Origin of the sequence: Curtobacterium sp. C1, from assembly GCF_021049325.1 — a bacterium.
Lineage (GTDB): Bacteria > Actinomycetota > Actinomycetes > Actinomycetales > Microbacteriaceae > Curtobacterium > Curtobacterium citreum.
In genome coordinates this window covers 3,020,117-3,045,485 of record NZ_CP088076.1, presented here as the reverse complement: position 1 = coordinate 3,045,485, position 25,369 = coordinate 3,020,117, and the positions used below count along the sequence as shown (strand labels likewise).

Sequence of the window (25,369 nt, the reverse complement as noted above, 5' to 3'; positions counted from 1 at the left end):
GTGTCAGGCGGCGGGCGTCGGGGTGTAGTCGCGGGGGAGCAGGGGGAGCCAGACGCGGAAGGTGGCGCCGCCGCCCTCGGTGTCGAAGACCTCGACCGACCCGTGGTGCGCCTGCACGATGCCGGAGACGATCGCCAGGCCGAGCCCCGAACCGCCGGTGTCCCGGGCCCGCGAGGTGTCCGCACGCCAGAAGCGCTGGAAGATCTTGTCGCGGAGCTGCGGCGGGATGCCCTCGCCGTGGTCGATCACGTCGATGTGGGCCATCCCGCGCTCGTCGTCCACGCCGATGCCGATCTCGATCGGGTCGTCGTGCTCGGTGAAGCGCATCGCGTTGCCCATCAGGTTCGTGACGACCTGGCGGATCTTGTTCTCCTCCGCCAGCACGATCGGCGGGCGGGCCGGCAGCACGATCGTCGGCAGCGGGGTGGTCTCGTCGGTGGGCACGCCGCCCTCGACGCCCATCGCCCGCGTCCGACGGGCACGCAGCCGCGCGATGGTCTGCCGCGAGAACGCGATCGGCCCGGTGGTGTTCGCTGACGGGGGTGAACCGGGCACCTCGCCGGTGTCGCCCTTCGCCAGGGTCGGTCGCACGGGCTGCGCGACGCTCACCCCGGTGACGGAGTCCTCGACGAGCACCTGGATCTCGCGGTCCGGGTTCGACGCCATCGTGTCGAGGGCGGAGTCGCGGGCGATCGCGACGAGGTCGACCGGTCCGAGCTCCAGCGGCTTCGACTCGTCGATGCGCGCGAGCTGCAGCAGGTCCTGCACGAGCAGGCCCATCCGCTGCGCTTCCTTCTCGATGCGCTCCATGGCCTGCGCCACGTCCTCCTCCTTGCGGAGGGCACCCATCCGGTACAGCTCGGCGTACCCGCGCAGGGACACGAGCGGCGTCCGGAGCTCGTGCGAGGCGTCGCCGACGAAGCGGCGCATCTGGTCGATCGTGCGCTCGCGGTCCTCGAACGCCGAGTCGATCCGCTCGAGCATCGCGTTGAGCGAGCGGTTGAGGCGGCCGACCTCGGTGTTCGGGGTGTCCGCCTCGAGACGCTGGTTGAAGTCGCCGGCGGCGAACCGGGCGGCGGTGTCCTCGACGTCGCGGAGCGGGTCGAAGGTGGCCGTGACGAGGAGCCGGGTGAGCATCGCGCCGAGCAGGATCACCGAGATGCCGAAGCCCAGGAAGATGACCGTGAAGCGGGCGATGGTCTGGTCGGTGTCCGCGCTCGACACCGCGACGAGCACGTAGCCGGTCTCCGAGGTGCCGCTCGACTGGTTCTGCAGCGACGCCGGGATGATCTGCGCACGCCACTCGTGGTTGTGCTGGCTGTCGTACAGCGAGAAGCGCTGCGAGCTCTGCGCGGCTGCCGAGAAGTCGAGCGAGCGGATGTCCGGCCGGCTCGACGCCTTCGTCTGGCAGATCTGGTCGCCGCGGGAGTCGTACGCCGCGACGTAGGCGCTCTGCGACAGGACGACGGACAGCTTGCAGTACTGCTCGCCGTCGCTGATGTTCTGGCCCTCGAGCTGCTCCGTCGTCTGCTTGACGTTGTTGTCGAGCTGCGACATCAGGTACGTCGACAGCACCGTCATGGTGCCGAGTCCGGCGACGAGGAGCCCGAGCGCGACGAGCAGCACCGTGATCCCGGTGATCTTCGTGCGGAGGGAGATCCCGTCCCACCAGCGGCTCATTCGCGTGTGCATGCTGTCCCGAGGATAAGCGGCGGGCGTCCGGTGGAACCGGACGCCCGCCGAGAGAGCGACCCTAGGACGCCTTGGTCGCCTTCAGCATGTAGCCGAACCCGCGCTTCGTCTGGATGATCGGCTCGCTCGAGTACTGGTCGAGCTTGCGGCGCAGGTACGAGATGTAGGACTCGACGATGCCGGCGTCGCCGTTGAAGTCGTACTCCCACACGTGGTCGAGGATCTGCGCCTTCGACAGCACCCGGTTCGGGTTGAGCATGAGGTAGCGGAGGAGCTTGAACTCGGTCGGGGACAGCTCGATCTGCGCGTCGCCGATCGTGACCTCGTGCGTGTCCTGGTCCATCGTGAGCTCGCCGGCGCGGATGATCGCGTCCTCTTCGTCGTTCATCGTGCGACGCAGGATCGCCTTGATGCGCGCGACGATCTCGTCGAGCGAGAACGGCTTCGTGACGTAGTCGTCGCCGCCGACCGTGAGGCCGGTGATCTTGTCCTCGGTGTCGTCCTTCGCGGTGAGGAACAGGATCGGGGAGGTGTACCCGGACGAACGGAGGCGCTTGGTGACGCCGAAGCCGTTCATGTCGGGGAGCATCACGTCGAGGATGATCAGGTCGGGTTCCTCTTCGAGCACGGCCGAGATCGCCTGTGCCCCGTTGCCGACCGCACGGACGGCGAACCCGGCGAAACGCAGCGAGGTCGTGAGGAGGTCGCGGATGTTCGGTTCGTCGTCGACGATCAGGATCTTGGGGCCATCGGTCATGGACACATCCTCTGACCGTTCCCTAGAGGTTTCCTGGGAGCGGATCGTGTGCCGGCTACGCGGCTGCCTGGACCTGGTCGGCGTCGAGGATCGTGTACGCGTACCCCTGCTCCGCGAGGAACCGCTGCCGGTTCTGCGCGAAGTCCTGGTCGACGGTGTCCCGCGTCACGAGCGTGTAGAACGACGCCGGCAGACCGTCCTTGTTCGGGCGCAGGAGCCGGCCGAGTCGCTGGGCCTCTTCCTGACGGGACCCGAAGGAGCCGGACACCTGGATCGCCACGGTCGCGTCGGGCAGGTCGACGGAGAAGTTCGCGACCTTCGAGACGACCAGGACGTCGATGTCGCCCTGCCGGAACGCCCGGAACAGCCGCTCGCGTTCGTCGACGGGCGTCGCCCCGGTGATCTCCGCGGCGTCGAGCGACTCCGCGAGCGCGTCGAGCTGGTCGATGTACTGCCCGATCACCAGGATCTGCTCGCCGCGGTGCTTCTCGATGAGCTCCCGCACGACCGGGGTCTTCGCCGGTGACGTCGCGGCGAGCCGGTAGCGCTCGTCGTCGCCGGACGCGGCGTACTCCAGTCGGTCGGCGTGCGGCAGGTCGATCCGCACCTCGTAGCAGGCGGCGGGGGAGATGTAGCCCTGGGCCTCGATCTCCTTCCACGGGGCGTCGTAGCGCTTCGGCCCGATGAGCGAGAACACGTCGCTCTCGCGGCCGTCCTCGCGCACGAGCGTCGCGGTCAGGCCGAGCCGACGGCGCGCCTGCAGGTCCGCCGTCAGCTTGAACACCGGCGCGGGGAGCAGGTGGACCTCGTCGTAGACGATGAGGCCCCAGTCGAGGGCGTCGAGGAGCGACAGGTGCGTGTACTCGCCCTTCCGGCGGGCGGTGAGGATCTGGTACGTCGCGATCGTGACCGGGCGGATCTCCTTCGACGTGCCCGAGTACTCGCCGATGTCGTCCGCGGTCAGGGTCGTCCGGCGGAGCAGCTCGTCGCGCCACTGCCGCGCGGACACGGTGTTCGTGACGAGGATGAGCGTCGTCGCCTTGACGGTCGCCATCGCACCGGCACCGACCAGCGTCTTGCCGGCGCCGCAGGGCAGCACGACGACGCCGGAGCCCTGCGCGAAGAAGGTGTCGACCGCCTGCTCCTGGTACGGCCGCAGGTGCCACGACGCCGTGTCGAGGTCGATCGGGTGCGGCTGCCCGGGCGTGTAGCCGGCGAGGTCCTCGGCCGGCCAGCCGAGCTTCACGAGCTCCTGCTTGACCTGGCCCCGTGCCCACGGCTGCAGCTCGATCTCCGAGGACGACCGCTGGTCGCCGAGCAGCGGCTTGATCCGCTTCGAGCGGGTCACCTCGGCGAGGACGGACGGGTCCTCGGCCGTCAGGAGCAGCACCGGCTGGCGCTCGAGCTCCTCGGTCGGTGAGTTCGCGATCGCCGGGGCGTCCGGACGCTCCTCGCGCCGGATCACGAGCCGTCCGTAGCGCGACACCGTGTCGCGGATGTCCACCGTGACGCTCTGCGGGACCGGGAACTTCGCGAAGCGCTCGAGCGTGCCGATCATCGACTCGGCGTCGTGCCCCGCGGCCCGTGCGTTCCAGAGCCCGAGCCGCGTGATCCGGTACGTGTGCACGTGCTCCGGGGCGCGTTCGAGCTCGGCGAAGGCGGCGAGCTCGTGCCGCGCGTCCTCGGCGTCGGGGTGCGCGACCTCGAGGAGCACGGTGCGGTCGCTCTGCACGATCAGCGGTCCGTTCATGACGGATCAGCCTAGGCGTCGCGGCTGCGAGCTGCCGTGCCCGGCCCGGACGCTGCGCGTCGCCGCCCTCGGCGTCACGCCTCGCTCTCGACCGCCACGACGAGCGACAGCGGCAGCGTGCGTTCGACGTCGACCGCCGTGTCCCGTCCGCGCACACGGCCGGCCGCGACGGAGGTCGGGACGATCGAGACGGGTCGTTCGGATCCGTCCGGCATGCGCACCGTCAGCCGGATCGGGGTCTTCCCCCGCACGGCCAGGTCGATCTGCCGGCCGAGCCACTCCTGCTCCGGCTCCGCCTCGCCGCGCTCGGTCGTCAGCCGCAGCCGCTCGACGAGTGCGTGCGCCGCCTGTTCCGGCGTGCGTCCGGCGGCACGGCGACGGACGGGAGGCACGCCCTGCGTCGCGGGGCGGGCTGCGGCCGTCAGCACGGCCGGGTAGCGCTGGTCCTCGAGCGCTGCGTGCACCACGTGCGCCGGGTGCCGGGTCACGAGGGTCGTCAGGTCGGGCCGCTCCCACGCGAGCTGGCGGAGCTCGGCGTCGACCCCGACCAGGTCGAGCTGGTCCGGCGTGCCGTGCACCCGGGTGCCGACCCCGCCCGGTCCGACGTCGACGACGATGCTGCCGTCGCGTCCGGCGACCTGTTCGACGAGGTAGCCGAGCGGCTGCGGCACGCCCGTGGCGGACAGCCGGTCCAGCAACGCGAGGAGCTCGTCCTTCGTGCTGCCGGCGCGGAGGGCACGGCGGACGGACTCCTCGGACACGCGGTACCGGGCCGCGAGCCCCGGGGCCTCGAGGTCGGCCACCGACCGGAGGGCCGCGTCGTCGGCGGGGGAGAGCGGCCCGGGAGCGATGACCGTCAGGTCGTGCTGCAGGTACACGCCCTCGACCGTGGGTGGCAGGTCGGCGGCCGCGGCGTCGGTGTCCCCGTCGAGCACGGCCCGACCGGTCGTGGTGAGCAGGCCGTCGACCGCGAGCCCGATGGACTCCGCGGTGCCGGCCACGACGAGGAGCTCCGCGTCGAGCCACCGCGCACCGGCCGGGTACGCCCAGCGCCCGAGCGCGACGAGGTCCCGCAGGTCGTCGCCGGCGCTCTCGAGCACGTCGTGCACCGCCGGGTCGAGGGCGTCCCACCAGCGCCCGGCGAGCCCGACCCATCGGTCCGGCCACGGCGCGACGAGCCAGTCGTCGCCCGCCGGTGTGGTGTGCCAGAGCCCTTCGCCGGGGTCGGCGAACCCGACGCGGGCGAGGAGCGCGAGTCGATCGGGCACGACCTCGGGATCGGTGCCGGTGCGCTCGCCGAGGGTCCTGGCGAGCGGCGTCCCGATCCCGCCCTTCACGAGCTCCTTCACGCTCCCGGCGCGGACGGCGCGCAGGAGCTCGGCGAGGACGGTCATCGTCGCGAAGGCGCGTTCGGCACCCGTGGCGCGCGCGCGATCGGGGTCGGCCGCCTGCGTGTCGTCGGCCGACCGCCGGACGCGGGACGGGCCTCCTGTCCGGTCCAGTGCCACGAGGTCGGGGTGGGCGGCCAGGCGGGCCGCGACCGCGTCGTCGATGCCGCCGGACGCATCCGCCAGGCCGAGCGCGACGGCGGGGGCGAGTGCGTCACCCGCCTCGCCGTCCCGCAGCGCGAGCAGCGCGGCACGGGGCAGGTGCTCGAGTGCGGCGTCGACGGCGTCGTCGGTCCGGAGCGCCTCGGCCAGGTCGAAGAAGTCGGCGGCGTGCTGCGGACCGGAGTCCGCGAGGACCGCCGCGGGCAGCCGTCGTGCCACGACGAGTCGTTCGAGGTCGTCGTCGGGCGTCGCGCGCAGGCGTGCGGCGAGGTCTGCGGTGGTCGTCATCGTCCGCCGCTCCGGTCGTCGCCGGTCCTCAGCGTGCCGACCGGTTCTCGCGGGCGCGCTTGGACCAGGTGAGTCCGAGGAGGACGAAGACGAGCACCATCCCGATCGGCAGACCGATCAGCGGGATCGCCATGATCACGGGCCAGGGCATCGAACCCTGGGCGCTCGGGACGGTCAGCCACATCACGATCATGGCCGCGATGCACAGGAAGGCGGCGATGAAGATGCCCCCGACCATGAACCCGAGGACGCGTTCGGTACGATTGAACGTCACCGAGGAGTCCGCTGCGTCGCGGGGGGTCCCGGTGGATCGGGTCGGCTTGGCCATCGGCCCAGGATATCCGACGCACCACGGCCGTTCCACGACCACGAGGAGTCCACGCATGCCCACCGGCAAGGTCAAGTTCTACGACGACCAGAAGGGGTTCGGGTTCATCTCCGGAGACGACGGTGAGTCCGTGTTCCTGCACGCGTCCTCGCTGCCGGACGGTGTCACCTCGGTCAAGCCCGGGACGCGGCTGGAGTACGGCGTCGTCCAGGGCAAGAAGGGCTCGCAGGCACTGTCCGCCCGCCTGCTCGAGCCCGCACCGTCGCTCGCGAAGATGTCCCGCCGATCGGCCGACGACATGGCCGTCATCGTCGAGGACCTCGTGAAGGAGCTCGACCGCATCAGCGGCGACCTCCGGCACGGCCGCTACCCGAAGAACGGCGAGCGCATCGCCGCGATCCTGCGCCATGTCGCAGACCAGCTGGACGCCTGATGGTGGACGTCACGGAGCTCGCGCGGAAGGCGCTGCTCGAGGTCACGCCGGAGTCCACGGTGGGGCAGCCGGTCGGTACGGTCGACGAGGGCGACGGGGTCGTCTCGGTCCAGTTCTCGAACCGGATGCCCGGGTACCCCGGCTGGCGCTGGACCGTCTCGGTCGCGCAGGTCGAGGGTGACGAGCCGACCGTGCTCGAGGTCGAACTCCTGCCGGGTGACGGCTCGCTGCTCGCGCCGGAGTGGGTGCCGTGGTCCGAGCGGCTCGCCGAGTACCGGGCGGGGCACGACGACGCGGAGGCGGAGTCGGACGAGGACGACGACGAGTCCGACGAGGACGACGACGAGTCCGACGAGGACGACGACGAGGACGCGGACTACGAGGACGCGGACGACGACGAGGCGGACGACGACGAGTCCGACGACGACGACGCGTTCGGCGACGAGGACGAGGACGACCTCGAGGAGTCCGACGACGACGAGCTCGACGGGGTCGACGTCGACGGGGCGGACGAAGACGACGACGAGGAGCCCGCTCCGGTGCGCTCCCGTGGCGCCCGACGTCGTGCCGCGCGGGTGCGTCCCGTCGACCCGGACGACGACCTGGAGCTGGACCGGCTCGACCCGACCGAGGTCGACCCGGACCGGCACGCCTGACGCCGGTCTCCGGGTGGCGGCCTCCGACCTCCGCAAGACGCAACGAGGGCGGTTTCCCGCAGCGACATCCCGCTGCGAGGAGCCGCCCTCGTTGCGTTTTGCGAGCCAGCCAGCCCGCGGGGGTCAGCCGCGCAGGGCCTGCACGACGAAGTCGATCGAGCGGACGAGCTGCGCGACGTCGTCCGGGTCGATCGCCGTGAAGGTCGCGACGCGGAGCTGGTTGCGCCCGAGCTTCCGGTACGGCTCGGTGTCGACGATGCCGTTCGCGCGGAGCGTCGCCGCCACGGCCTTGGCGTCGATCGCGTCGTCGAGGTCGATCGTCGCCACGACCTGCGACCGGTGCGCGGGGTCGGTGACGAACGGCGTCGCGTAGTCGACCGACTCCGCCCAGTCGTAGATCGTCGCGGACGACGTCTTCGTGCGGGTGTCCGCCCACGCGAGCCCGCCGGACTGGTTGATCCAGGAGACCTGGTCGTCGAGCATGAGCAGGGTCGCGAGCGCCGGGGTGTTCAGCGTCTGGTCGAGCCGGGAGTTGTCGACCGCGTTCTTGAGCGACAGGAACTCCGGCACGTAGCGGTCGCTCGCAGCGATCCGCTCCACGCGCTCGAGCGCCGCGGGGGAGAACAGTGCGAGCCACAGGCCGCCGTCCGAGGCGAAGTTCTTCTGCGGCGCGAAGTAGTAGACGTCGGTCGCGCTGACGTCGAAGGCCGCACCGCCGGCGGCGCTCGTGGCGTCGACGACGGTCAGGGCACCGGGGTCCCCGGCCGCGCGGACGACGGGGGCCATCACGCCCGTGGACGTCTCGTTGTGCGGGTACGCGTAGAGGTCGACGCCCTCGACCGGCTCGAGTGCGGCGAGGGAGCCACCGGGGGCCTCGACCACGTGCGGGGCCTCGAGCCACGGGGTCGCCGTGGCCTTGGCGAACTTCGAGCCGAACTCGCCGAAGGACAGGTTCTCCGCCCGGCGCTCGACGAGCCCGAACGCGGCGGCGTCCCAGAACGCGGTCGAGCCGCCGTTGCCGAGGACGACCTCGTAGCCGTCGGGGAGCTGGAACAGGTCGGCGAGCCCGCGGCGGACGCTGCCGACGAGGTCCTTGACGGGCTTCTGCCGGTGGGACGTGCCGAGGATCGTCGCCCCGCGCGTCACGAGGGACTCGAGCTGCGCGCCGCGGATCTTGGACGGTCCGCAGCCGAAGCGGCCGTCGGTCGGGAGGAGGTCGGCGGGGATGACGATGTCTGCCATGGAGCGATCCTAGCGAGCGGTGTCCCAGCCCAGCCGACCCTGCACCGGCCGGACGGGGCGGGCGCGGGGCGTGCCTCCGGGCCGGTCGCCACGTGCCGGGCGGGACCCGGACGCTCGTGACGATCCCTCGGGACGGTCTGTCCCCTGACGGGTGTCGGTCCGTCGCTGTCACCGTGAACAAGTAGTGTGGGGCGCGCTGGAACCGGACCTGAGAGGCGGACCGTGACCGATCTCGTCGACACCACGGAGATGTACCTCCGGACGATCCTCGACCTCGAAGAAGAGGGGATCGTCCCGCTGCGTGCGCGCATCTCCGAGCGCCTCGGTCACTCGGGTCCGACGGTCTCGCAGACGGTCGCCCGGATGGAGCGCGACGGGCTCGTCGTCGTCTCCGGCGACCGGCACCTCGAGCTCACGACCGAGGGCCGCTCCCGTGCGACCCACGTGATGCGGAAGCACCGGCTCGCCGAACGCCTGCTGGCCGACGTGATCGGGCTCGACTGGGCGTTCGTGCACGACGAGGCCTGCCGCTGGGAGCACGTGATGAGCGAGCAGGTCGAGGTCCGCCTGCTCGAGATGCTCGGCAACCCGACCGAGTCGCCGTACGGCAACCCGATCCCCGGGCTGGCCGAGATCGGCGGGCCGACGGCGCCGGGGTTCCTCGACGGCGTGCGGAACATCGTCGCCGCGACCGAGGGCACCGACGCCGTCGCGACCGGGATCGTCCGCCGTCTGGGCGAGCCGGTGCAGTTCGAACCGGAGCTCCTGCACCAGCTGCGGACCGCCGGTGTGATGCCGGGTCGGGTCGCGAGCGTGCAGCGTGCGGGGGCCTACGTGGCCGTCCGGGTCGAGGGCGAGGAGTCGGGCATCGAGCTCCCGACCGAGGTCGCCCAGCACGTCTACATCGAGCACGCCTGACCGCCGCCCGGCCCGCCCGCGAACATCCCCGAGCCTGAGAAACCGCACAAGGTCACTTGGACGACAGGCCCCTGATCAGGGATTCGTCATCGTTCCGTTACCGAACCGCCGTTTCATCTCGACACGGTAACGACGCCCACGTACACTCGTCGAGTCCCGGGTCGCCCACGAGGCCCAGGACCCGTGGCAGGACGTCTCGCGCCCGTCTCCTGCCTCGATCGGAAACGATGACGAACGGATGGGGTTGCACGACCGGGAACACCCGCCCGGCCGTGGTGACGAGACGCCGGAGACACCACTCTTGACGCAGACCGGTTCCGCCGCGGACGGCCAGACCCCCGCGAACCCGACGAACACCGCGAACGCCACCCCCACGGCAGCCGCCCCGCTCACCCGGCGGGCAGCACGCCAGGCCCCCGCGACCACCTCCACCGTCCGCAAGGTGACCCCGGTCCGCGACGCGCCGCTCCCCGGCGGTCGTCGTGCCGCGCAGGCCGCCCTCGCCGCCGAGAAGACGAAGGCGAGCGCCACCGCCCGCAAGCGCCGCTTCCTGGCGCCGGTCGTCCTCACCGTCGCGTGCGGCATGTTCGGCACCGTCGCGGTCGCCCCGGCGTTCGCCGCGACGCAGCAGACCGGCTCCGCCGCCGCCACCGCCCAGCGCGAGGTCCGTGCGACCCAGGCGCAGGAGTTCTCCGTGTCGGACGCCGTCGCCCTCGCCGGCACGAACCGCGACGGCTACGGCGCCACCTCGCAGGCGACCCTCGACCAGGAGGCCGCGCAGAAGGCCGCAGCGGACGCCGCCGCCGAGGCAGCGAAGCAGGCCGCGGCGACGCAGGCCGCCCGTGCCGCGACGGCGAAGCAGTACTCGTCGTACAGCGGCCCGAGCGCCGAGCAGATCGCCGCGACCTCGGCGAACACCCCGTTCTCGCTGCCGGCCGTCGTCGCGACCGCCAAGCAGTACATCGGCACGCCGTACGTCTTCGGCGGGGCGGACCCGTCCGGCTTCGACTGCTCGGGCTACGTCATGTACGTCTACGCGCAGTACGGCATCAGCCTCGCGCACTCGGTCCCGCTGCAGGACGCGGCCGGCACCACGATCCCCGAGTCCCAGGCGCAGCCCGGCGACATCGTCGTCTTCAACGACGGCTCGCACGACGGCTTCTACATGGGCAACGGCATGATCATGGACGCGCCGAAGCCCGGCGGCAAGGTGTCCATCCGCCCGATCTGGACGAGCAGCTACCACATCGTCCGCTTCGGGATCTGACCCCGGCCCCACCCCCGCGGTGACGACCCGTGTGTCGTTCCCGTGAACACTCCCGGAAACCGGCCCGCACACCCTCGTGCTGGGCCGGTTCCTGACGTAGCCTGATGCTGCACCGGTCCGAACACGGCCCGACCACGGGAGACCTCATGTCAGCGATCCGCACGACCCGCACCACGGGTCGGCGCGCGCTCGTGGACATACGGTCCACCGCCCCCTGCGTGCACCATCACGCCCTGACCTGACGAGAGCACTGCCCATCCGGGTGGTGCTCTTCGTGGTTCCGGGCGTGGTCGCAGACCGCGGTCCCACGTCGGCGTCGCTCGGTCCGACGCACCCGCAGCGCCTGGAAGCCGTCCAGGCACGTCGGAAGGGAACCCATGCGCACTCTCGTCCTCAACGCCGGTTACGAGCCCCTCGCGGTGATCTCGGACCGACGGGCCCTCGTGCTGGTGATGAACCAGAAGGCCGCCATCGTCACCGCCGACGCCGAGCACCCGGTCACCGGGTCGACGTCGTCGTTCGACCGTCCGTCCGTCATCATCCTCACCCGCTACGTGCGCATCCCGCACGCCCGGCTCGTGCCCGTCTCGCGCCGCGGGGTCCTCCGGCGCGACGCGAACCGCTGCGCGTACTGCGACCGGCACGCGACGACGATCGACCACGTGCAGCCGCGGTCCCGCGGCGGGCAGGACTCGTGGGAGAACCTCGTCGCCTGCTGCCTGGCGTGCAACAACACCAAGGGCGACCGCACCCCGCAGGAGATGGGCTGGCGACTCCGGTTCCCTCCGAAGGCGCCGCACGGTGCCTCGTGGGTGGTGCGCGGCATCGAGCGGCCGCAGTCGGAGTGGGACGAGTACCTGGTCGCCGCGTAGCGGCGGCTGCTGACGCAGCCACGGGCGGACGGGAGGCACGGTGCGGCGCCGCCACGTGCCTCCCGTCCGGCGGCGGTCGCGCCCGCCGACCGTGGTGGGCCGATCCGCGCGTGGTGGGCCGATCCGCGCGTGGTGTGCCGATCCGCGCGTGGTGGGCCGATCCGCGCGTGGTGTGCTGATCCGCGCGTGGTTGGTCGGGCGTTCCTGCACACCTTGCGCGGAACTTCCTCCGATCGCGGGCGTGATGGGAAGGAACGTGCGGGCGTAGCGTGCGCTGCATGAGCGAGACGCCGGAGATCGACGACGCCACCATCGCGGACCTCCGGGCACGCCTCCGGGCGACCCGCTGGCCGGACGCCACCGGTGTGGACGGCTGGTCGCTCGGCGTCGACCTCGACGAACTCCGCCCACTCGTGGCGTACTGGGCCGACGGGTTCGACTTCGACGCGCACCGCGCCGCCCTGGCCGCCCTGCCGTCGCGTCTGGTCGAGGTCGACGGCATCCGGGTGCACGTGCTGCACGCGCGGTCCGGACGGGACGACGCGATCCCGCTGCTGCTCGCGCACGGTTGGCCGGACTCCGGGTGGCGGTACCGGAAGGTGCTGCCGATGCTCGTCGATGCAGGCTTCGACGTCGTCGTCCCGGACATGCCCGGCTACGGGTTCTCCGACGCGCCGCCGCAGGTCCTCGACGCGCGGCAGGTCGCCGGGATGTGGGCGGACCTCATGACGACGCTCGGGTACGAGCGCTTCGCGGCGTCCGGCGGCGACATCGGCACGCACGTGGTCCGGTACCTCGCGCTCGACCACCCCGACCGGGTCGTCGCGGTGCACCGCATCGACGGCGGACTGGCGTGGCCGGGGCTCGACGCCTCGGCGCTGTCGCCGGCGGAGCGGGCCTTCGTCGACGAGACGGCACGGTGGCGGACCGACGAGGGCGCCTACGCGATGCTGCACCGGACGAAGCCGCAGACCGCGGCGGTGGGGTTGACGGACTCGCCGGCGGGCCTGGCGGCGTGGATCGTCGAGAAGCTGCGGTCGTGGAGCGACTGCAGCGGGGACCTGTGGTCGGTGTACACGCGGGACGAGGTGCTCGCGCTGCTGACCGAGTACTGGGTGACCGCGACGATCGGGTCGTCGATGCGGATGTACCACGCGAACGCGGCGATCCCGGCGGAGCAGCTGGCCAGGCGGGTGGAGGTGCCGTCGGGGTTCTCGGTGTTCCCGGGGGACCTCGTGCGGGCACCGCGGGAGTGGCTCGAGCGGACGACGAACCTCGTGTACCACCACGAACTCGACCGGGGCGGCCACTTCGCGCCGGCCGAGGTGCCGGAGCTGTACGTGTCCGAGGTCCGGACGTTCCTGGAGCCCTACCGCCGCTAGAGTGGACGAGCCAGCCTCTGTAGCTCAACGGAAGAGCAGTTCCGTCCTAAGGAAACGGTTGGGGGTTCGAGTCCCTCCAGGGGCACCAGGTGCACCAGGGCCGCCAGAGCACCAGGACACGATCGATCCACAACCGTCGGCCCGGACGGTAGTGCGGCCCGGCGGACCCGTACGATTGTCCCCGTGTCCAAGGTCCTGAGCAGTCTCCCCGTCGGCGAACGAGTCGGCATCGCGTTCTCCGGAGGTCTCGACACCTCCTGCGCGGTCGCCTGGATGCGCGAGAAGGGAGCGGTGCCCTGCACGTACACGGCCGACATCGGCCAGTACGACGAGCCGGACATCGACGCCGTCCCCGGTCGCGCCCACGAGTACGGCGCGGAGATCGCCCGCCTGGTCGACGCGAAGAGCGCCCTGGTCGAAGAGGGCCTCGTCGCGCTGCAGACCGGCGCCTTCCACATCCGCTCGGGCGGCAAGACGTACTTCAACACGACGCCGCTCGGCCGCGCCGTGACGGGCACGATGCTCGTCCGGGCGATGAAGGAGGACGGCGTCGACATCTGGGGCGACGGCTCCACCTACAAGGGCAACGACATCGAGCGGTTCTACCGCTACGGCCTGATGGCCAACCCGCGGCTCCGCGTCTACAAGCCGTGGCTCGACTCCGAGTTCGTCGAGGAGCTCGGCGGCCGCAAGGAGATGAGCGAGTGGCTCGTCGCGCGCGGCTTCCCCTACCGCGACTCCACCGAGAAGGCGTACTCGACCGACGCCAACATCTGGGGTGCCACGCACGAGGCGAAGAGCCTCGAGGAGCTCTCCAGCGGGCTGGACATCGTCGAGCCGATCATGGGCGTCGCCGCCTGGCGCGACGACGTCGACGTCGCGACCGAGGTGGTCTCGGTCCGCTTCGAGGCCGGTCGCCCGGTCGCGATCAACGGCGTCGAGTTCCCGGACGCCGTCGCGCTGGTGTACGAGGCGAACGCCATCGGTGGTCGGCACGGCCTCGGTGCGTCCGACCAGATCGAGAACCGCATCATCGAGGCCAAGAGCCGCGGCATCTACGAGGCGCCGGGCATGGCGCTGCTGCACATCGCCTACGAGCGGCTGCTCAACGCGATCCACAACGAGGACACCGTCGCGGCTTACCACAACGAGGGTCGTCGCCTCGGCCGTCTGATGTACGAGGGCCGATGGCTCGACCCGCAGTCCCTCATGCTGCGCGAGTCGCTGCAGCGCTGGGTCGCGTCGGCCGTCACCGGCGAGGTCACTCTCCGCCTGCGTCGCGGGGACGACTACACGATCCTCGACACGACCGGGCCCGCGCTGTCGTACCACCCGGACAAGCTCTCGATGGAGCGCGTCGGGGACGCCGCCTTCGGGCCGGACGACCGGATCGGGCAGCTCACGATGCGGAACCTCGACATCGCGGACTCGCGCGCGCGGCTCGAGCAGTACGCGGCGGCCGGCCTGATCGGCGGCGCGACGGGCGAGCTCGTCGGGCAGCTGCAGGCGGGCGAGGCCGAGGAGATCCTCGGCGGCGCGGTCGTGACCTCCGACGCGGACGACGCGCTCGGGCGGGCGACGGACGCCGCGTCCGAGGGCGCTGCGTTCGACTCCGGGACCGACTGACCCGTCCCGTCGACTCGACGCCGGACACGACGAAGGGGAGCCACCGCGGCGTGCGGGGGCTCCCCTTCGTGGTGCGTGGGCGGCGTCGGTGCCGCGCCCCGCACTACCGCCGCTCGGCGGTCTCCGGGCGTTTCTGCCGCCACGGCAGCGCCGGCTGCCCCGGGCCGTCCCACACCTGCACGGCGCCCCAGGCCGCGGCCAGCAGCGGCACCGAGATGATCGCGCCGGTGATGCCCGCGAGCACCGTCCCCGCGGTCAGGCCGATCAGGATGACGAGCCCGTGCAGCTTGAGCGTCTTGCCCATCAGGACGGGCTGGAGCAGGTTGCCCTCGAGCTGGTTCACGAGCACCACGATGCCGACGACGATGAGCGCGGCGACGGGGCCGTTCGCGACGAGGGCCACCAGGGCGGCGAGGATGCCGGCGGCGGTCGCACCGACGATCGGGATGAACGCCGTGATGAAGACGACGACGGCGAGGGGGAGCGCCAGCGGGACCCCGACGATCGCGAGCCCGACGCCGATGCCGATCGCGTCGACCGCGGCGACGCTGGCCGTGCCCCGGACGTACCCGCCGAGGGTCTGCACCACGCGGTCGCCCACGCGGCGCGCCCGCTCGTAGCGGGCACCGGTGAAGGGTCGGAGGAGGAACTCCCAGATCGCCGGACCGTCCTTCAGGAAGAAGAACAGCACGACGATCATCAGCACGAGGCCGGTGAGGAAGTTCGCGGTCGCCGAGGCGCCCGCGAGTGCGCCGGAGCCGAACTGCGAACTGGTCAGGAAGCCCTGGACCCCGTCGACGACCTGGTCCACCTGCTGGTCGGAGATCGCGAACGGCAGGTGGTCGACCGCGTCCTGGAGCTGCTGGAACCCGCTGATCGCGGACTTCTGCAGGTCCGGCCACTGGGCGATCACGGCGACGACGATGAGCCACCCGACGAGCCCGAGCACGACGAGCACACCGAGCAGCACCGCGAGGGTCGCGAGCACCGACGGCACCTTGTGGCGTCGGAGCCAGGAGACCACGGGGTGCATGGCCGACGCGATGATGAGCGCGAGGAGCACCGGGATGGTCACGACGCTCAGCGTCGCCGCGGCGTAGACGATGCCGATCGCGACGACGAGCACCACGATGATCTGCAGGCAGCGGGTCGCGAGGGTGCCGAACGGGTCGGCCCACCTACGGGCGAAGACACCGGGTGCGGCGTCGGGGCGGGCGGCGTCGGACTGGGCGTCGCTGGGACGGCCGAACAGGGGCATGGGGCTCCTCGTGGTCGTGCGGAGCCACCACGCTACCGGCGCGGCAGCACCTCGGCAGGGTCGCCGCTAACCGCACCCACCTGGACGCGGTCCACCGTCACTCCTACCCTGGAGTCACCGGGTTCTCCTCCAGGTTCCCGTCGTCACGATGCCCTCGCGGTCCGCGAGGTCTGGCACAGCGGGACGGCCCGGTCGGATCCGAGGTCTGCAACTCCTCGACGAAGGGCTGGTCCGCAATGACCGCCACGTACTGCTCGTGCACCGCACACCCCCTCGACTTCTCGGCGGGTCAGACCCGCACCCCGGTCACCTCGTTCGCCACGACCGCCCTGCAGGTGCTCTCGTGACGGCCCGCATCCCGGAGGACTGGCACCGGCACGGCCTCCGGTCCCCGGACGAGGTCGCCGACATCATCTCCGAGCGGATCGGTGGCGCCTCGGACCCGTCCGCGCCCGCCGGCGCGGAGCACGACGAACCGTCGTACGCCGACTTCCTCGGCGAGCAGGTCTGACCCGAGCGCGACCGACGACGCGACGCGACGCGACCACCCAACGGACGGGAGGCACGGTGCCAGCTGGCACCGTGCCTCCCGTCCGTCAGTGCGGCCCGTGGCTGTCACTAGCCGTTCCGCGCGGATCCTTGTAGATTGCTCACGTCTCCGCGAGCCCGGCGGAGGTGCCTCCACATCACCGGTGGAGCGCGGATCAGCGGGGGGCACGGGGTGACCCGTGGCCGCCGGAGAGCGAGGACCCGAGTGCACGACCACGACACCCACCCCCTGGACCGGCACGTCGGCCCGCCCCACGTCGAACGTTTCCGCCTGACCCGCGGCGACGAGACGTTGCGCGTGGTCTGCACCTGCGCGATCGGGACGGACCACGACAACACCATCCGCCCGGAAGGAGCCGCGACCTCGCGGTGAATCCGTGCCGTCCGCGGCCCCGCGCGCGATACTGGAGCGGTGCGTGAACTCCAAGCCGCCATCGCCGCGGACCTCGACGTCCAGCCGACCATCGACCCGGAGCAGGAGATCGCCCGACGCGTCGGGTTCCTCCGGGACTACCTGACCACCACGGGTGCGAAGGGCTTCGTCCTCGCCGTCAGCGGCGGTCAGGACTCCACGCTCGCCGGGCGGCTGACGCAGCTCGCGGTCGAGGGCCTGCGCGCCGACGGGCACCCGGCCGAGTTCGTCACGGTGCGCATGCCGTACCGCGTGCAGGCCGACGAGGACGACGCGCAGCTCGCCCTCCGCTTCATCGCGGCGGACCCGGGCATCGTCGTGAACATCGAGCACGGGGTCGACGGGGTGGTGCAGGACACCACGGCCGCCGGCGTCGAGCTGAGCGACTTCGTCAAGGGCAACGTCAAGGCGCGCATGCGGATGGTCGCGCAGTACGCGGTCGCCGGGCAGCGCGGGCTCCTCGTCGTGGGCACGGACCACGCGGCCGAGGCGGTCACGGGCTTCTTCACGAAGTACGGCGACGGCGGCGTGGACCTCACCCCGCTGACGGGCCTCACGAAGACCCAGGGGCGGCAGCTGCTCGAGCACCTCGGGGCGCCCGCCCGACTCTACGAGAAGGCGCCGACGGCCGACCTGCTCGACGACCTGCCCGGCCAGACGGACGAAGCGAACCTCGGCCTGACCTACGCCGAGATCGACGCGTACCTGCAGGGCCACGAGGTCCCGGACGAGGTCGCCGAGGCGATCGAGGCGCGCTACCGCGCGACCGAGCACAAGCGCCAGGTCCCGGCGACGCCGTTCGACGCGTGGTGGCGCCAGGGCTCCTAGTCACCAGGAGGGCGCCGGGTCACCACCGGGGCCACGGACAGGAGGCACGGTGCGGGTCGGTCCCGCACCGTGCCTCCTCGTGTGCTCGGGCTGGTCAGCCGTCGTCGCCGTCGTCTCGTCGCTGCGGGCGCCCGGCGTCCTCGCGCTCGCCGGGACCTGCGTCCGTCCCCGGGTCCGCCTCCGTCGGCTGCGGCGCGCTCGCGGCTGCGGCGTCCCGCTCGGCCGCCAGGCGCTGTTGCCAGACGACGCTGCGGGCCGCGCCCTCGAGCACGTCGTCGACGCTGCTGCCGGTCTTCGCCGCGAGTGCGCCGCTCAGTCCGGCGGTCAGGGTGCCGCCAGCCGATGCCAGGCGCTCGACGACCTGCTCCTGCCGGTCCGTCAAGGGTTCGTCGACCATGCTGTCGATCGTCTCGCGGATGTTCTCCTCGCTGGCGTCGAGTGCGCCGTCGTCCCCGGCGTGCAGGGCGGCGGCCTCGCCGACGACGACGAGTCCGAGCCGTGCGGCGTCGTCCTCCGGGCGTGGGTGTTCGTTCGCGTCGGTCATGGCGGGGACGGTACGCCGCGCACCCTGGACGCGCTGCGCACTCGTCGTGTGCCTGAAGAAGCATGCAGACAGGGCAACTTTGCGCTGTTGGCAAAGGTGCCGCGTGTGTAAAGTTGCATGGTCTGCAAGAGGAAGTCCCAGGAGGATCGATGTCCACTGCCACCGCACCCGTCGAGGTGCAGCGCGTCCGACGGGAGGCCTCGCCAGCCGCACCCGCGAAGCCGATCATGACGCACCGCCAGATCCTGCTCGTCATCTACGGGCTGATGGCGGGCATGTTCCTGTCCTCGCTCGACCAGACGATCGTCGGCACCGCGATCCGCACCATCGGTGACGACCTGCACGGGCTCGACCAGCAGGCCTGGGTCACGACGGCGTACCTGATCGCGTCGACGATCACGACGCCGATCTACGGCAAGCTCTCCGACGTCTTCGGCCGCCGACCGCTCTACATCTTCGGCATCAGCGTCTTCGTGCTCGGTTCGCTGCTCTCGACCTTCTCGACCTCGATGGTCATGCTCGCCGCCTTCCGGGCGTTCCAGGGCATCGGTGCGGGCGCGCTCATGTCGCTGCCGCTCGCGATCATGGGCGACATCCTCGCGCCCCGGGAGCGTGCGAAGTACCAGGGCTACTTCCTCGCCGTGTTCGGCATCTCGTCGGTCATCGGTCCGCTCATCGGTGGGCTGTTCGCCGGTGCGTCCTCGATCCTCGGGGTCACCGGGTGGCGCTGGGTGTTCCTGGTCAACGTCCCGATCGGCATCGGTGCGCTCCTCATGGTGATCGCGTTCCTGCACCTGCCGAAGTTCGGCGACGCCGCGCGGAAGCCGCGCATCGACTGGTGGGGCGCGACCGCGGTGATCGTGGCCCTCGTGCCGCTGCTGCTCGTGGCCGAGCAGGGCCGCACCTGGGGCTGGGCCTCCGCCGGCTCCGTCGCCTGCTACGTCGTCGGCGGGCTCGGGATCGTGGCGTTCCTGGTCGCGGAGACGCTCATGCGCGACGACGCGATCATCCCGCTCAAGCTGTTCCGCTCGGGGACGTTCTCGATGGCCACGGTCCTCGGGTTCCTGGTCGGCTTCGCGATGTTCGGCGCCATGCTGACCATCCCGCTGTACCTGCAGATCGTCACGGGGCTCACCCCGACGGAGTCCGGCTTCGCGACCCTGCCGATGATCGGCGGCCTGATGATCGCGTCGATCGCCTCGGGCCAGATCGTGGCGCGCACCGGCCGCTACCGGGTGTTCCCGGTGATCGGGACCGCGCTGGTGTCCGCCGGCTACGTCGTGCTGACCTTCATGACGATCGACAAGCCGCTCTGGTTCCTGATGATCGGCATGTTCCTCATCGGCCTCGGCCTCGGCCAGCTCATGCAGAGCATCACCCTCGCGTCGCAGAACTCGGTCCAGCCGCGCGACATGGGCGTGGCGACGTCGTCGGCGACGTTCTTCCGGCAGATCGGCGGGACGCTCGGCACCGCGGTGCTCCTCAGCGTGCTGTTCTCGCTCATGCCGACGAACATCACCGCGGCGACCGCCGACAGGGCGAACCTGACCGGCGCGCTCGACGCGGCGCTGAACCCGACCGTCGCGAGCGCGGAGGCCAACCGCGGCGTGATGGACCAGCTGTGGACGCCGATCGTCACCCCGCTCGAGCAGCAGGTGCAGTCCGGCCTCGACCAGGCCACGGCGAAGGTGACCGCGGCGACCGCCGGCGCCCCGGAGGCCGTGCGGCAGCAGGCGCTCGCGGCCGCGGCCGACCAGGCGCACGCGTCCGTGCAGGGTGACCGCCTGGTGGTCGACTGGTCGGACACCGCGCAGCGCACCTACTGGGTCGACCAGCTCGCGCCCAAGCTGTCCGACGCGATCTCGTCCGGGTCCGGCAAGGGCGGGAGCGCCACCGCGGAGACGAGCGACACCTCGTTCCTGAACGGTGCGGACCCCGCGCTGACGAAGCCCTTCATGACGGGCTTCAACGCCTCGGCGGTCACCGTGTACTGGGTCGGCTTCGCGGTGATCCTGCTCGCGTTCGTCCTGAGCTGGTTCTTCAAGGCGCCCCCGCTCCGGAAGAGCTCGGCGCTGCAGGAGCAGGCCGACCGGGCCGGTGCGGCGGAGGACCTCCCCGCGACGGCGGCGGTCCGCGCCTGACCCGATCGCGAGCTGGTGCGGCCCCGCCCGGATGACGCGGTCCGCAGAACGCCCCGTGGCAACTGCCACGGGGCGTTTCTCGTGTCATCGGTAGGACGACTACGCCGGTCGAGACCGCAGAACGCGGATCGATCGGCTCTTGACAGCCGATACATCCGATGTTTCGATGTCCTCGTTCGGTCGACGGCGACCGGACGGGCAGGAGCAACGATGAGCCGCATCACCGGTCTGCGGGTCCGGGACATCCGGTTCCCGACCTCGCGGGAGCACGACGGGTCGGACGCGATGAACCCCGACCCCGACTACTCCGCGGCGTACGTGGAGGTCACCACGGACGCCCGCGACGGCCTGACCGGTTCGGCGTTCGTGTTCACGATCGGCCGGGGCAACGAAGTGCAGGAGGCCGCGATCGCCGCGCTCCGCGGGCACGTCGTCGGCCGCGACGCCGAGGCACTGCTCGCCGACATGGGCGGCACGTGGCGGAGCATGGTGCACGACTCGCAGCTGCGGTGGCTCGGCCCGGAGAAGGGCGTGATGCACATGGCCATCGGCGCGGTGGTGAACGCGCTGTGGGACCTGAAGGCCAAGCGCGCCGGACTGCCCCTGTGGGCGCTCCTGGCATCGATGTCGCCGGAGGACCTGGTCGACCTGGTCGACTTCCGGTACCTGACCGACGCGATCACCCCGGCCGAGGCCCTCGAGCTGTTCCGCGCCGCCGAGCCCCTCCGTGCGGAACGCCGACGCCGGCTCGAGCAGACCGGCTACCCGGCGTACACGACCACGCCCGGCTGGCTCGGCTACGACGACGACAAGCTCGCCCGCCTGTGCCGCGAGGCGGTGGCCGACGGCTTCACCCAGATCAAGCTCAAGGTCGGCGGCAGCGTCGACGAGGACGTCCGACGTCTCCGGATCGCCCGGCAGGTCGTCGGCCCGGACGTCCGGATCGCGATCGACGCGAACCAGCGGTGGGACGTCGACGAGGCGGTCGAGTGGATCGACCGGCTGCGGGAGTTCGACATCGCCTGGGTCGAGGAACCGACGAGTCCGGACGACGTCCTCGGGCACGCCGAGATCGCCCGCCGCATCGCCCCGGTGCCGGTGGCGACCGGGGAGCACATGGCGAACCGCGTGATCGCGAAGCAGCTCATCCAGGCGGACGCGATGCGGGTGCTGCAGATCGACGCCACCCGGGTCGCCGGCGTCAACGAGAACGTCGCGATCCTGCTCCTCGCCGCCAAGCACGGCGTCCGGGTCTGCCCCCACGCGGGCGGCGTCGGGCTGTGCGAGGCGGTGCAGCACCTGTCGATGTTCGACGCGGTCGCGCTCTCCGGGGCGCTCGAGGACCGCTGCATCGAGTTCGTCGACCACCTGCACGAGCACTTCGTGACCCCGGTCGACGTCCGCGGCGGCCGCTACTGGCCCCCGACCGCCCCGGGCGCCGGCACCGAGATGCTCTCCGACTCCCTCGACGCCCACACCTACCCCGACGGCCCGGTCTGGTCGGCGGCCTCGGCCGCCGACCCGGTCCGCGACACGATCCGCGTCGCCTGAGCCGGACACTTCAGACCGACTCGCCAGACCAACCCCGACACACCCCAGCACCACCACGACGAAGTGGAGACACCGATGCGACGACGTTTCATCGCGGGGCTCGCGGCAGCAGCTGCCGTGACCCTCGTGCTGACCGGCTGTTCCTCCGGCAGCAGCGCCGGCGGCGGCCAGACCGAGGACTCCCTGACCTGGTCCATGTGGATCGCCGGGAAGGAGGACCAGGCCGCCTGGCAGAAGGTCGCCGACACCGTCAAGAGCGACGACGGGATCACCCTGACGATCCAGGGTGCGCCGTTCGAGAACTACTTCACGAAGCTCAGCACGCAGCTCAGCGGCGGCAGCGCCCAGTGCGTCGTGAGCATGCAGTCCCTGCGCGCGGCGAACTACACCTCGTCGCTCCTGCCGCTCGACGAGCTGGCGAAGAAGGACGGGCTCGACCTGTCCGCGTTCGACAGCACCGCGCTCGACGGCATGAAGGTGGACGGCAAGCTCTACGGGCTGCCGTACGACACCGGGCCCATCATGATGTTCTACAACCGGGACCTGTTCAAGCAGGCCGGCGTCGACGAGCCGAAGCCCGGCTGGACCGTCGACCAGTTCGAGGCCGCCGGCGCCGCGCTCAAGGCGAAGGGCATCACCGAGTTCGGCTCCACCGTCAGCGACCTGAACCTCGAGTCGATGATCTACGGCTACAACGGCGGCCGGGTGATCACCGAGGGCGGGAAGATCGACGCCACGGACGCGAAGTTCGCCGAGGGCCTGGACTGGCTCGGCAGCCTGGTGAAGAAGGGCTACGCCACGCAGGCGTCGTCCGACTCGTCCCAGTCGAGCAACGACTTCGCCGCCGGCAAGGTCGCCATGTACACCGACGGTCCGTGGTCGCTCATCAGCCAGAAGGCCAAGGTGCAGTTCGACCTGGGCGTCACGACGCTGCCGAGCGGCACGTCCGGCCCGTCGACCTTCGCGGCCGGCTCGGGCTTCGGCATCTCGAAGCAGTGCAAGTACCCGGAGCAGGCGTTCAAGGCCGTCCAGACGATGACGAGCGAGAAGGTCCTGACCTCGCTCGCCGAGGAGGGCCGCGCCTTCCCGGGACGCACCGCCGCCCAGGCGTCGTGGTACTCCAGCGCCGGCATCGAGGGCGCCGAGGAGGCGCTCAAGGCCGCGCTGGCGAAGTCGTCGCCGCTGCTCGGCAACAAGCAGAGCGACCAGCTCTCGCAGCTCTTCACGCAGTACGCCCTGCAGGCGGTCAACGGGCAGGCCTCGGGGAAGGACACCATGTCCTCCATCTCGGGCCAGCTCGGCTCGCAGTGAGCGAGCCCACCACCTGACGGACTGGAGGCACGGGTCGACCCCGCCCCGTGCCTCCCGTCCGCCCCATCCCGCCACCAGGACCGCGTGAACGACGAGGAGGTCGTCGCATGACCACCATCCAGGACCCACCCGCCGCGGCCGTCCCCGCGGTCGCGACCGCGGTGACCGGCCCGACCGCGCCGCGCCGGACCACCGGCGACGCCGAGGGCGTCACCGGCCGCCGCTCGTGGTGGGGTGCCGTCTTCGCGGCACCCCACTCCATCGGGCTCGTCGTCTTCACGGCGTTCCCGATCCTGGCGTCGCTCGTCGTCAGCTTCATGAACTGGCCGATGCTCGGCGAACGCACGTTCGCGGGCGTCGAGAACTACGTCCGCCTGTTCAGCGACCCGGTGTTCCGCACCGTCGCGCTCAACACGACACTGTTCGTGGTGCTCTACGTGCCGCTCAACCTGGTCGTCTCCCTCGGACTCGCCGCGTGGCTGACGCCGCGGATCGCCGGCCGGCACGTCTTCCGTGTCCTGTTCTTCATCCCGACCATCACGCCGATCGTCGCGAACGTCGTCGTCTGGCGGATGCTGTACCAGCCCGACGGCGCCATCGACGCGACGCTGCAGTCGACCATCGGCGTGCACGCGCCGAACTTCCTGGCCGACCAGCACTGGGCGATGCTCGCGATCGTCGCGATGAGCGTCTGGCAGGGCTTCGGCTACAACATGCTGATCTTCTCGGCGGCGCTCGACGCGGTCCCGGAGAACCAGATCGAGGCGTCGCAGCTCGACGGTGCGAACGCGTGGCAGACGTTCTGGGCGATCAAGTTCCCGCTCATCTCGCCGTCGGTGTTCTTCGCGACGATGATGACGCTCATCACCTCGTTCCAGGTGTTCACGCAGCCCTTCGTCCTGACCAAGGGCGGACCGGGCACCGCGACCGAGACCCTGGTGCAGTACATCTACAACACGGGCTTCCAGAACCAGCAGCTCGGCCTCGCCTCCGCCGGTGCCTGGGTGCTCTTCGTCATCATCCTCGGGATCACGGCCGTCCAGTTCCTCGGACAGAAGCGGTGGGTGCACTATGAGTGAAGCGGTCCGCTCGCGCCTCGGCGCGACCACATCGAACCGGACGGTCAACCCCCGCGCGGTGGCCCGCACGAAGTCGGCGCCGCGCCCCGGCCGGGTCCGGCACGCGATCGGGTACGTGCTGCTCTGCCTCGTCGCGCTGCTGTTCGTCTCGCCGCTCGTGTACATGGTCGCGACGAGCCTGAAGCCAGCCGACCAGGTGTTCACCACGCCGCCGACGCTCTGGGGGCGCTCGCTCGAGTGGGACAACTACGTCCAGGCGTTCACGTACCTGCCGTTCGCGCGGTTCATCCTGAACGGGATCCTCGTCGCGGTGGCCGGCACCGCGATCAACGTGACGGTCGCGGTCCTGTCCGGCTACGCGTTCTCGCGGCTGCGGTGGCGCGGGCGGAACACGGTGTTCGTGCTGTTCCTGGCGACGCTGATGATCCCGCAGGACGTCCTGGTGATCCCGATGTACGTGATGATGCAGGGGTTCGGGTGGGTCGACACCTTCCAGGCGCTCATCATCCCGTGGGCGTTCACGGCCCTCGGCGCGTTCCTGGTGCGGCAGTTCTTCCTGACCGTGCCGCAGGAGCTCGACGACGCGGCGCGCGTGGACGGCGCGGGACCGATCCGCACGTTCTTCTCGGTGATGCTCCCGCTCGCGCGGCCGACCATGGCGGTGCTCGCCGTCTTCTCGTTCATCTCCTACTGGAACTCGTTCCTGTGGCCGCTCGTCGTCGTGAACGACGTCGAGGCGCACGGGACCATCCCGCTCGGGCTCCAGCAGTTCTTCGGCCAGCAGGGTTCCGAGTGGAACCTGGTGATGGCGGCGTCGGTGATCTCGATGCTGCCGACGGTCGTGCTGCTGGTCCTGCTGCAGAAGCACCTCGTCAAGGGCATCGTCACCTCCGGCCTCGGCGGCCGGTGACCACCTCCACCTCCACGAAAGGAAC

At 71.2% G+C, this 25,369-nt stretch carries 22 protein-coding genes and 1 tRNA gene; 15 read left to right on the top strand and 8 right to left on the bottom strand.

The genetic code is table 11. From position 1 onward, the window contains the following. Nucleotides 1–3: 3 nt before the first annotated feature. The 5 genes from LQK89_RS14600 to LQK89_RS14580 form a co-directional block, all read right to left on the bottom strand. Nucleotides 4–1,692 (bottom strand): sensor histidine kinase, encoded by a 1,689-nt coding sequence (locus LQK89_RS14600; protein ID WP_058740469.1) that lies wholly within the window; start codon nucleotides 1,690–1,692, stop codon nucleotides 4–6. A gap of 61 nt (nucleotides 1,693–1,753) precedes the next feature. Beyond that, nucleotides 1,754–2,449, bottom strand: a complete 696-nt coding sequence (locus LQK89_RS14595) for a response regulator transcription factor (protein ID WP_058740468.1) — start codon at nucleotides 2,447–2,449, stop codon at nucleotides 1,754–1,756. A 55-nt stretch (nucleotides 2,450–2,504) separates the two neighbouring features. After that, nucleotides 2,505–4,199 (bottom strand): DNA repair helicase XPB, encoded by a 1,695-nt coding sequence (locus LQK89_RS14590; RefSeq protein WP_231049534.1) that lies wholly within the window; start codon nucleotides 4,197–4,199, stop codon nucleotides 2,505–2,507. Between the two features lie 74 nt (nucleotides 4,200–4,273). Next, nucleotides 4,274–6,037: a helicase-associated domain-containing protein gene (locus tag LQK89_RS14585; protein ID WP_231049533.1), complete on the bottom strand. Its 1,764-nt coding sequence runs from the start codon at nucleotides 6,035–6,037 to the stop codon at nucleotides 4,274–4,276. 28 nt (nucleotides 6,038–6,065) lie between these two features. Continuing rightward, nucleotides 6,066–6,365, bottom strand: coding sequence for a hypothetical protein (locus tag LQK89_RS14580; RefSeq protein WP_058740465.1), 300 nt, complete (start codon nucleotides 6,363–6,365; stop codon nucleotides 6,066–6,068). Between the two features lie 55 nt (nucleotides 6,366–6,420). On the opposite strand from LQK89_RS14580, the gene LQK89_RS14575 reads away from it, so the two are divergent. Both LQK89_RS14575 and LQK89_RS14570 read left to right on the top strand, forming a co-directional pair. Beyond that, a complete protein-coding gene (locus tag LQK89_RS14575; protein ID WP_058740464.1) occupies nucleotides 6,421–6,798 on the top strand; it encodes a cold-shock protein in 378 nt (125 codons plus the stop codon). Next, nucleotides 6,798–7,454 (top strand): DUF3027 domain-containing protein, encoded by a 657-nt coding sequence (locus tag LQK89_RS14570; protein ID WP_231049532.1) that lies wholly within the window; start codon nucleotides 6,798–6,800, stop codon nucleotides 7,452–7,454. Before LQK89_RS14575 ends, LQK89_RS14570 begins: the two co-directional genes overlap by 1 nt. A 123-nt stretch (nucleotides 7,455–7,577) precedes the next feature. Here the strand turns inward: LQK89_RS14570 and serC are convergent, their stop codons facing one another. Next, nucleotides 7,578–8,696 carry a phosphoserine transaminase gene (serC, locus tag LQK89_RS14565; RefSeq protein WP_058740463.1) on the bottom strand — a complete coding sequence of 373 codons (1,119 nt, stop codon included), beginning with the start codon at nucleotides 8,694–8,696 and terminating at the stop codon, nucleotides 7,578–7,580. Between the two features lie 222 nt (nucleotides 8,697–8,918). Here serC and LQK89_RS14560 point away from each other — a divergent pair, with 222 nt between their 5' ends. The 6 genes from LQK89_RS14560 to argG all read left to right on the top strand — a co-directional run bounded on the left by LQK89_RS14560 (nucleotide 8,919) and on the right by argG (nucleotide 14,761). After that, nucleotides 8,919–9,614 (top strand): metal-dependent transcriptional regulator, encoded by a 696-nt coding sequence (locus LQK89_RS14560; protein WP_231049531.1) that lies wholly within the window; start codon nucleotides 8,919–8,921, stop codon nucleotides 9,612–9,614. Between the two features lie 301 nt (nucleotides 9,615–9,915). Further along, on the top strand, nucleotides 9,916–10,881 hold the full coding sequence (locus LQK89_RS18125) for a C40 family peptidase (RefSeq protein ID WP_331000554.1): 966 nt from the start codon (nucleotides 9,916–9,918) through the stop codon (nucleotides 10,879–10,881). A gap of 377 nt (nucleotides 10,882–11,258) precedes the next feature. Beyond that, nucleotides 11,259–11,753, top strand: a complete 495-nt coding sequence (locus tag LQK89_RS14550) for an HNH endonuclease (protein WP_231049530.1) — start codon at nucleotides 11,259–11,261, stop codon at nucleotides 11,751–11,753. A gap of 278 nt (nucleotides 11,754–12,031) precedes the next feature. Further along, nucleotides 12,032–13,135, top strand: coding sequence for an epoxide hydrolase family protein (locus tag LQK89_RS14545; RefSeq protein ID WP_231049529.1), 1,104 nt, complete (start codon nucleotides 12,032–12,034; stop codon nucleotides 13,133–13,135). Between the two features lie 13 nt (nucleotides 13,136–13,148). Continuing rightward, nucleotides 13,149–13,223 (top strand) — tRNA-Arg (locus LQK89_RS14540). Between the two features lie 95 nt (nucleotides 13,224–13,318). Further along, nucleotides 13,319–14,761: an argininosuccinate synthase gene (gene argG, locus LQK89_RS14535; RefSeq protein WP_058740458.1), complete on the top strand. Its 1,443-nt coding sequence runs from the start codon at nucleotides 13,319–13,321 to the stop codon at nucleotides 14,759–14,761. A 103-nt stretch (nucleotides 14,762–14,864) separates the two neighbouring features. Here argG and LQK89_RS14530 read toward each other — a convergent pair whose 3' ends face one another. Then, nucleotides 14,865–16,019, bottom strand: a complete 1,155-nt coding sequence (locus LQK89_RS14530) for an AI-2E family transporter (protein ID WP_058740457.1) — start codon at nucleotides 16,017–16,019, stop codon at nucleotides 14,865–14,867. Between the two features lie 343 nt (nucleotides 16,020–16,362). On the opposite strand from LQK89_RS14530, the gene LQK89_RS14525 reads away from it, so the two are divergent. Continuing rightward, nucleotides 16,363–16,530 carry a hypothetical protein gene (locus LQK89_RS14525; RefSeq protein WP_231049528.1) on the top strand — a complete coding sequence of 56 codons (168 nt, stop codon included), beginning with the start codon at nucleotides 16,363–16,365 and terminating at the stop codon, nucleotides 16,528–16,530. A gap of 450 nt (nucleotides 16,531–16,980) precedes the next feature. Then, nucleotides 16,981–17,808 (top strand): ammonia-dependent NAD(+) synthetase, encoded by an 828-nt coding sequence (nadE, locus tag LQK89_RS14520; protein ID WP_231049527.1) that lies wholly within the window; start codon nucleotides 16,981–16,983, stop codon nucleotides 17,806–17,808. A gap of 94 nt (nucleotides 17,809–17,902) precedes the next feature. Here nadE and LQK89_RS14515 read toward each other — a convergent pair whose 3' ends face one another. Beyond that, entirely contained in the window at nucleotides 17,903–18,352 is a 450-nt protein-coding gene (locus LQK89_RS14515; protein ID WP_174777459.1) for a hypothetical protein, read from the bottom strand. 149 nt (nucleotides 18,353–18,501) lie between these two features. Here LQK89_RS14515 and LQK89_RS14510 point away from each other — a divergent pair, with 149 nt between their 5' ends. From LQK89_RS14510 to LQK89_RS14490, 5 genes are all read left to right on the top strand, one after another. Beyond that, complete coding sequence (locus LQK89_RS14510) at nucleotides 18,502–20,493, top strand: MDR family MFS transporter (RefSeq protein ID WP_231049526.1); 1,992 nt, start codon at nucleotides 18,502–18,504, stop codon at nucleotides 20,491–20,493. Nucleotides 20,494–20,703: 210 nt separating this feature from the next. Next, nucleotides 20,704–22,044, top strand: a complete 1,341-nt coding sequence (locus LQK89_RS14505; RefSeq protein WP_231049525.1) for an enolase C-terminal domain-like protein — start codon at nucleotides 20,704–20,706, stop codon at nucleotides 22,042–22,044. A gap of 75 nt (nucleotides 22,045–22,119) precedes the next feature. Further along, nucleotides 22,120–23,355, top strand: a complete 1,236-nt coding sequence (locus LQK89_RS14500; protein ID WP_231049524.1) for an ABC transporter substrate-binding protein — start codon at nucleotides 22,120–22,122, stop codon at nucleotides 23,353–23,355. A 107-nt stretch (nucleotides 23,356–23,462) separates the two neighbouring features. Continuing rightward, nucleotides 23,463–24,434: a carbohydrate ABC transporter permease gene (locus LQK89_RS14495; RefSeq protein WP_175325280.1), complete on the top strand. Its 972-nt coding sequence runs from the start codon at nucleotides 23,463–23,465 to the stop codon at nucleotides 24,432–24,434. Then, a complete protein-coding gene (locus LQK89_RS14490) occupies nucleotides 24,427–25,344 on the top strand; it encodes a carbohydrate ABC transporter permease (protein WP_083519734.1) in 918 nt (305 codons plus the stop codon). Before LQK89_RS14495 ends, LQK89_RS14490 begins: the two co-directional genes overlap by 8 nt. Nucleotides 25,345–25,369: the final 25 nt, after the last annotated feature.

Bases quoted from the DNA above. Each gene is read 5' to 3' on its own strand.
- LQK89_RS14575 (WP_058740464.1), top strand. From the start codon at position 6,421: ATGCCCACCGGCAAGGTCAAGTTCTACGACGACCAGAAGGGGTTCGGG.
- serC (WP_058740463.1), bottom strand. From the start codon at position 8,696: ATGGCAGACATCGTCATCCCCGCCGACCTCCTCCCGACCGACGGCCGC.
- LQK89_RS14495 (WP_175325280.1), top strand. From the start codon at position 23,463: ATGACCACCATCCAGGACCCACCCGCCGCGGCCGTCCCCGCGGTCGCG.
- LQK89_RS14505 (WP_231049525.1), top strand. From the start codon at position 20,704: ATGAGCCGCATCACCGGTCTGCGGGTCCGGGACATCCGGTTCCCGACC.
- LQK89_RS14490 (WP_083519734.1), top strand. From the start codon at position 24,427: ATGAGTGAAGCGGTCCGCTCGCGCCTCGGCGCGACCACATCGAACCGG.
- LQK89_RS14600 (WP_058740469.1), bottom strand. From the start codon at position 1,692: ATGCACACGCGAATGAGCCGCTGGTGGGACGGGATCTCCCTCCGCACG.
- LQK89_RS14580 (WP_058740465.1), bottom strand. From the start codon at position 6,365: ATGGCCAAGCCGACCCGATCCACCGGGACCCCCCGCGACGCAGCGGAC.
- LQK89_RS14590 (WP_231049534.1), bottom strand. From the start codon at position 4,199: ATGAACGGACCGCTGATCGTGCAGAGCGACCGCACCGTGCTCCTCGAG.
- LQK89_RS14545 (WP_231049529.1), top strand. From the start codon at position 12,032: ATGAGCGAGACGCCGGAGATCGACGACGCCACCATCGCGGACCTCCGG.
- LQK89_RS14515 (WP_174777459.1), bottom strand. From the start codon at position 18,352: ATGACCGACGCGAACGAACACCCACGCCCGGAGGACGACGCCGCACGG.
- LQK89_RS14585 (WP_231049533.1), bottom strand. From the start codon at position 6,037: ATGACGACCACCGCAGACCTCGCCGCACGCCTGCGCGCGACGCCCGAC.
- LQK89_RS14570 (WP_231049532.1), top strand. From the start codon at position 6,798: ATGGTGGACGTCACGGAGCTCGCGCGGAAGGCGCTGCTCGAGGTCACG.
- LQK89_RS14595 (WP_058740468.1), bottom strand. From the start codon at position 2,449: ATGACCGATGGCCCCAAGATCCTGATCGTCGACGACGAACCGAACATC.
- LQK89_RS14500 (WP_231049524.1), top strand. From the start codon at position 22,120: ATGCGACGACGTTTCATCGCGGGGCTCGCGGCAGCAGCTGCCGTGACC.
- LQK89_RS14550 (WP_231049530.1), top strand. From the start codon at position 11,259: ATGCGCACTCTCGTCCTCAACGCCGGTTACGAGCCCCTCGCGGTGATC.
- LQK89_RS14530 (WP_058740457.1), bottom strand. From the start codon at position 16,019: ATGCCCCTGTTCGGCCGTCCCAGCGACGCCCAGTCCGACGCCGCCCGC.
- LQK89_RS14510 (WP_231049526.1), top strand. From the start codon at position 18,502: ATGTCCACTGCCACCGCACCCGTCGAGGTGCAGCGCGTCCGACGGGAG.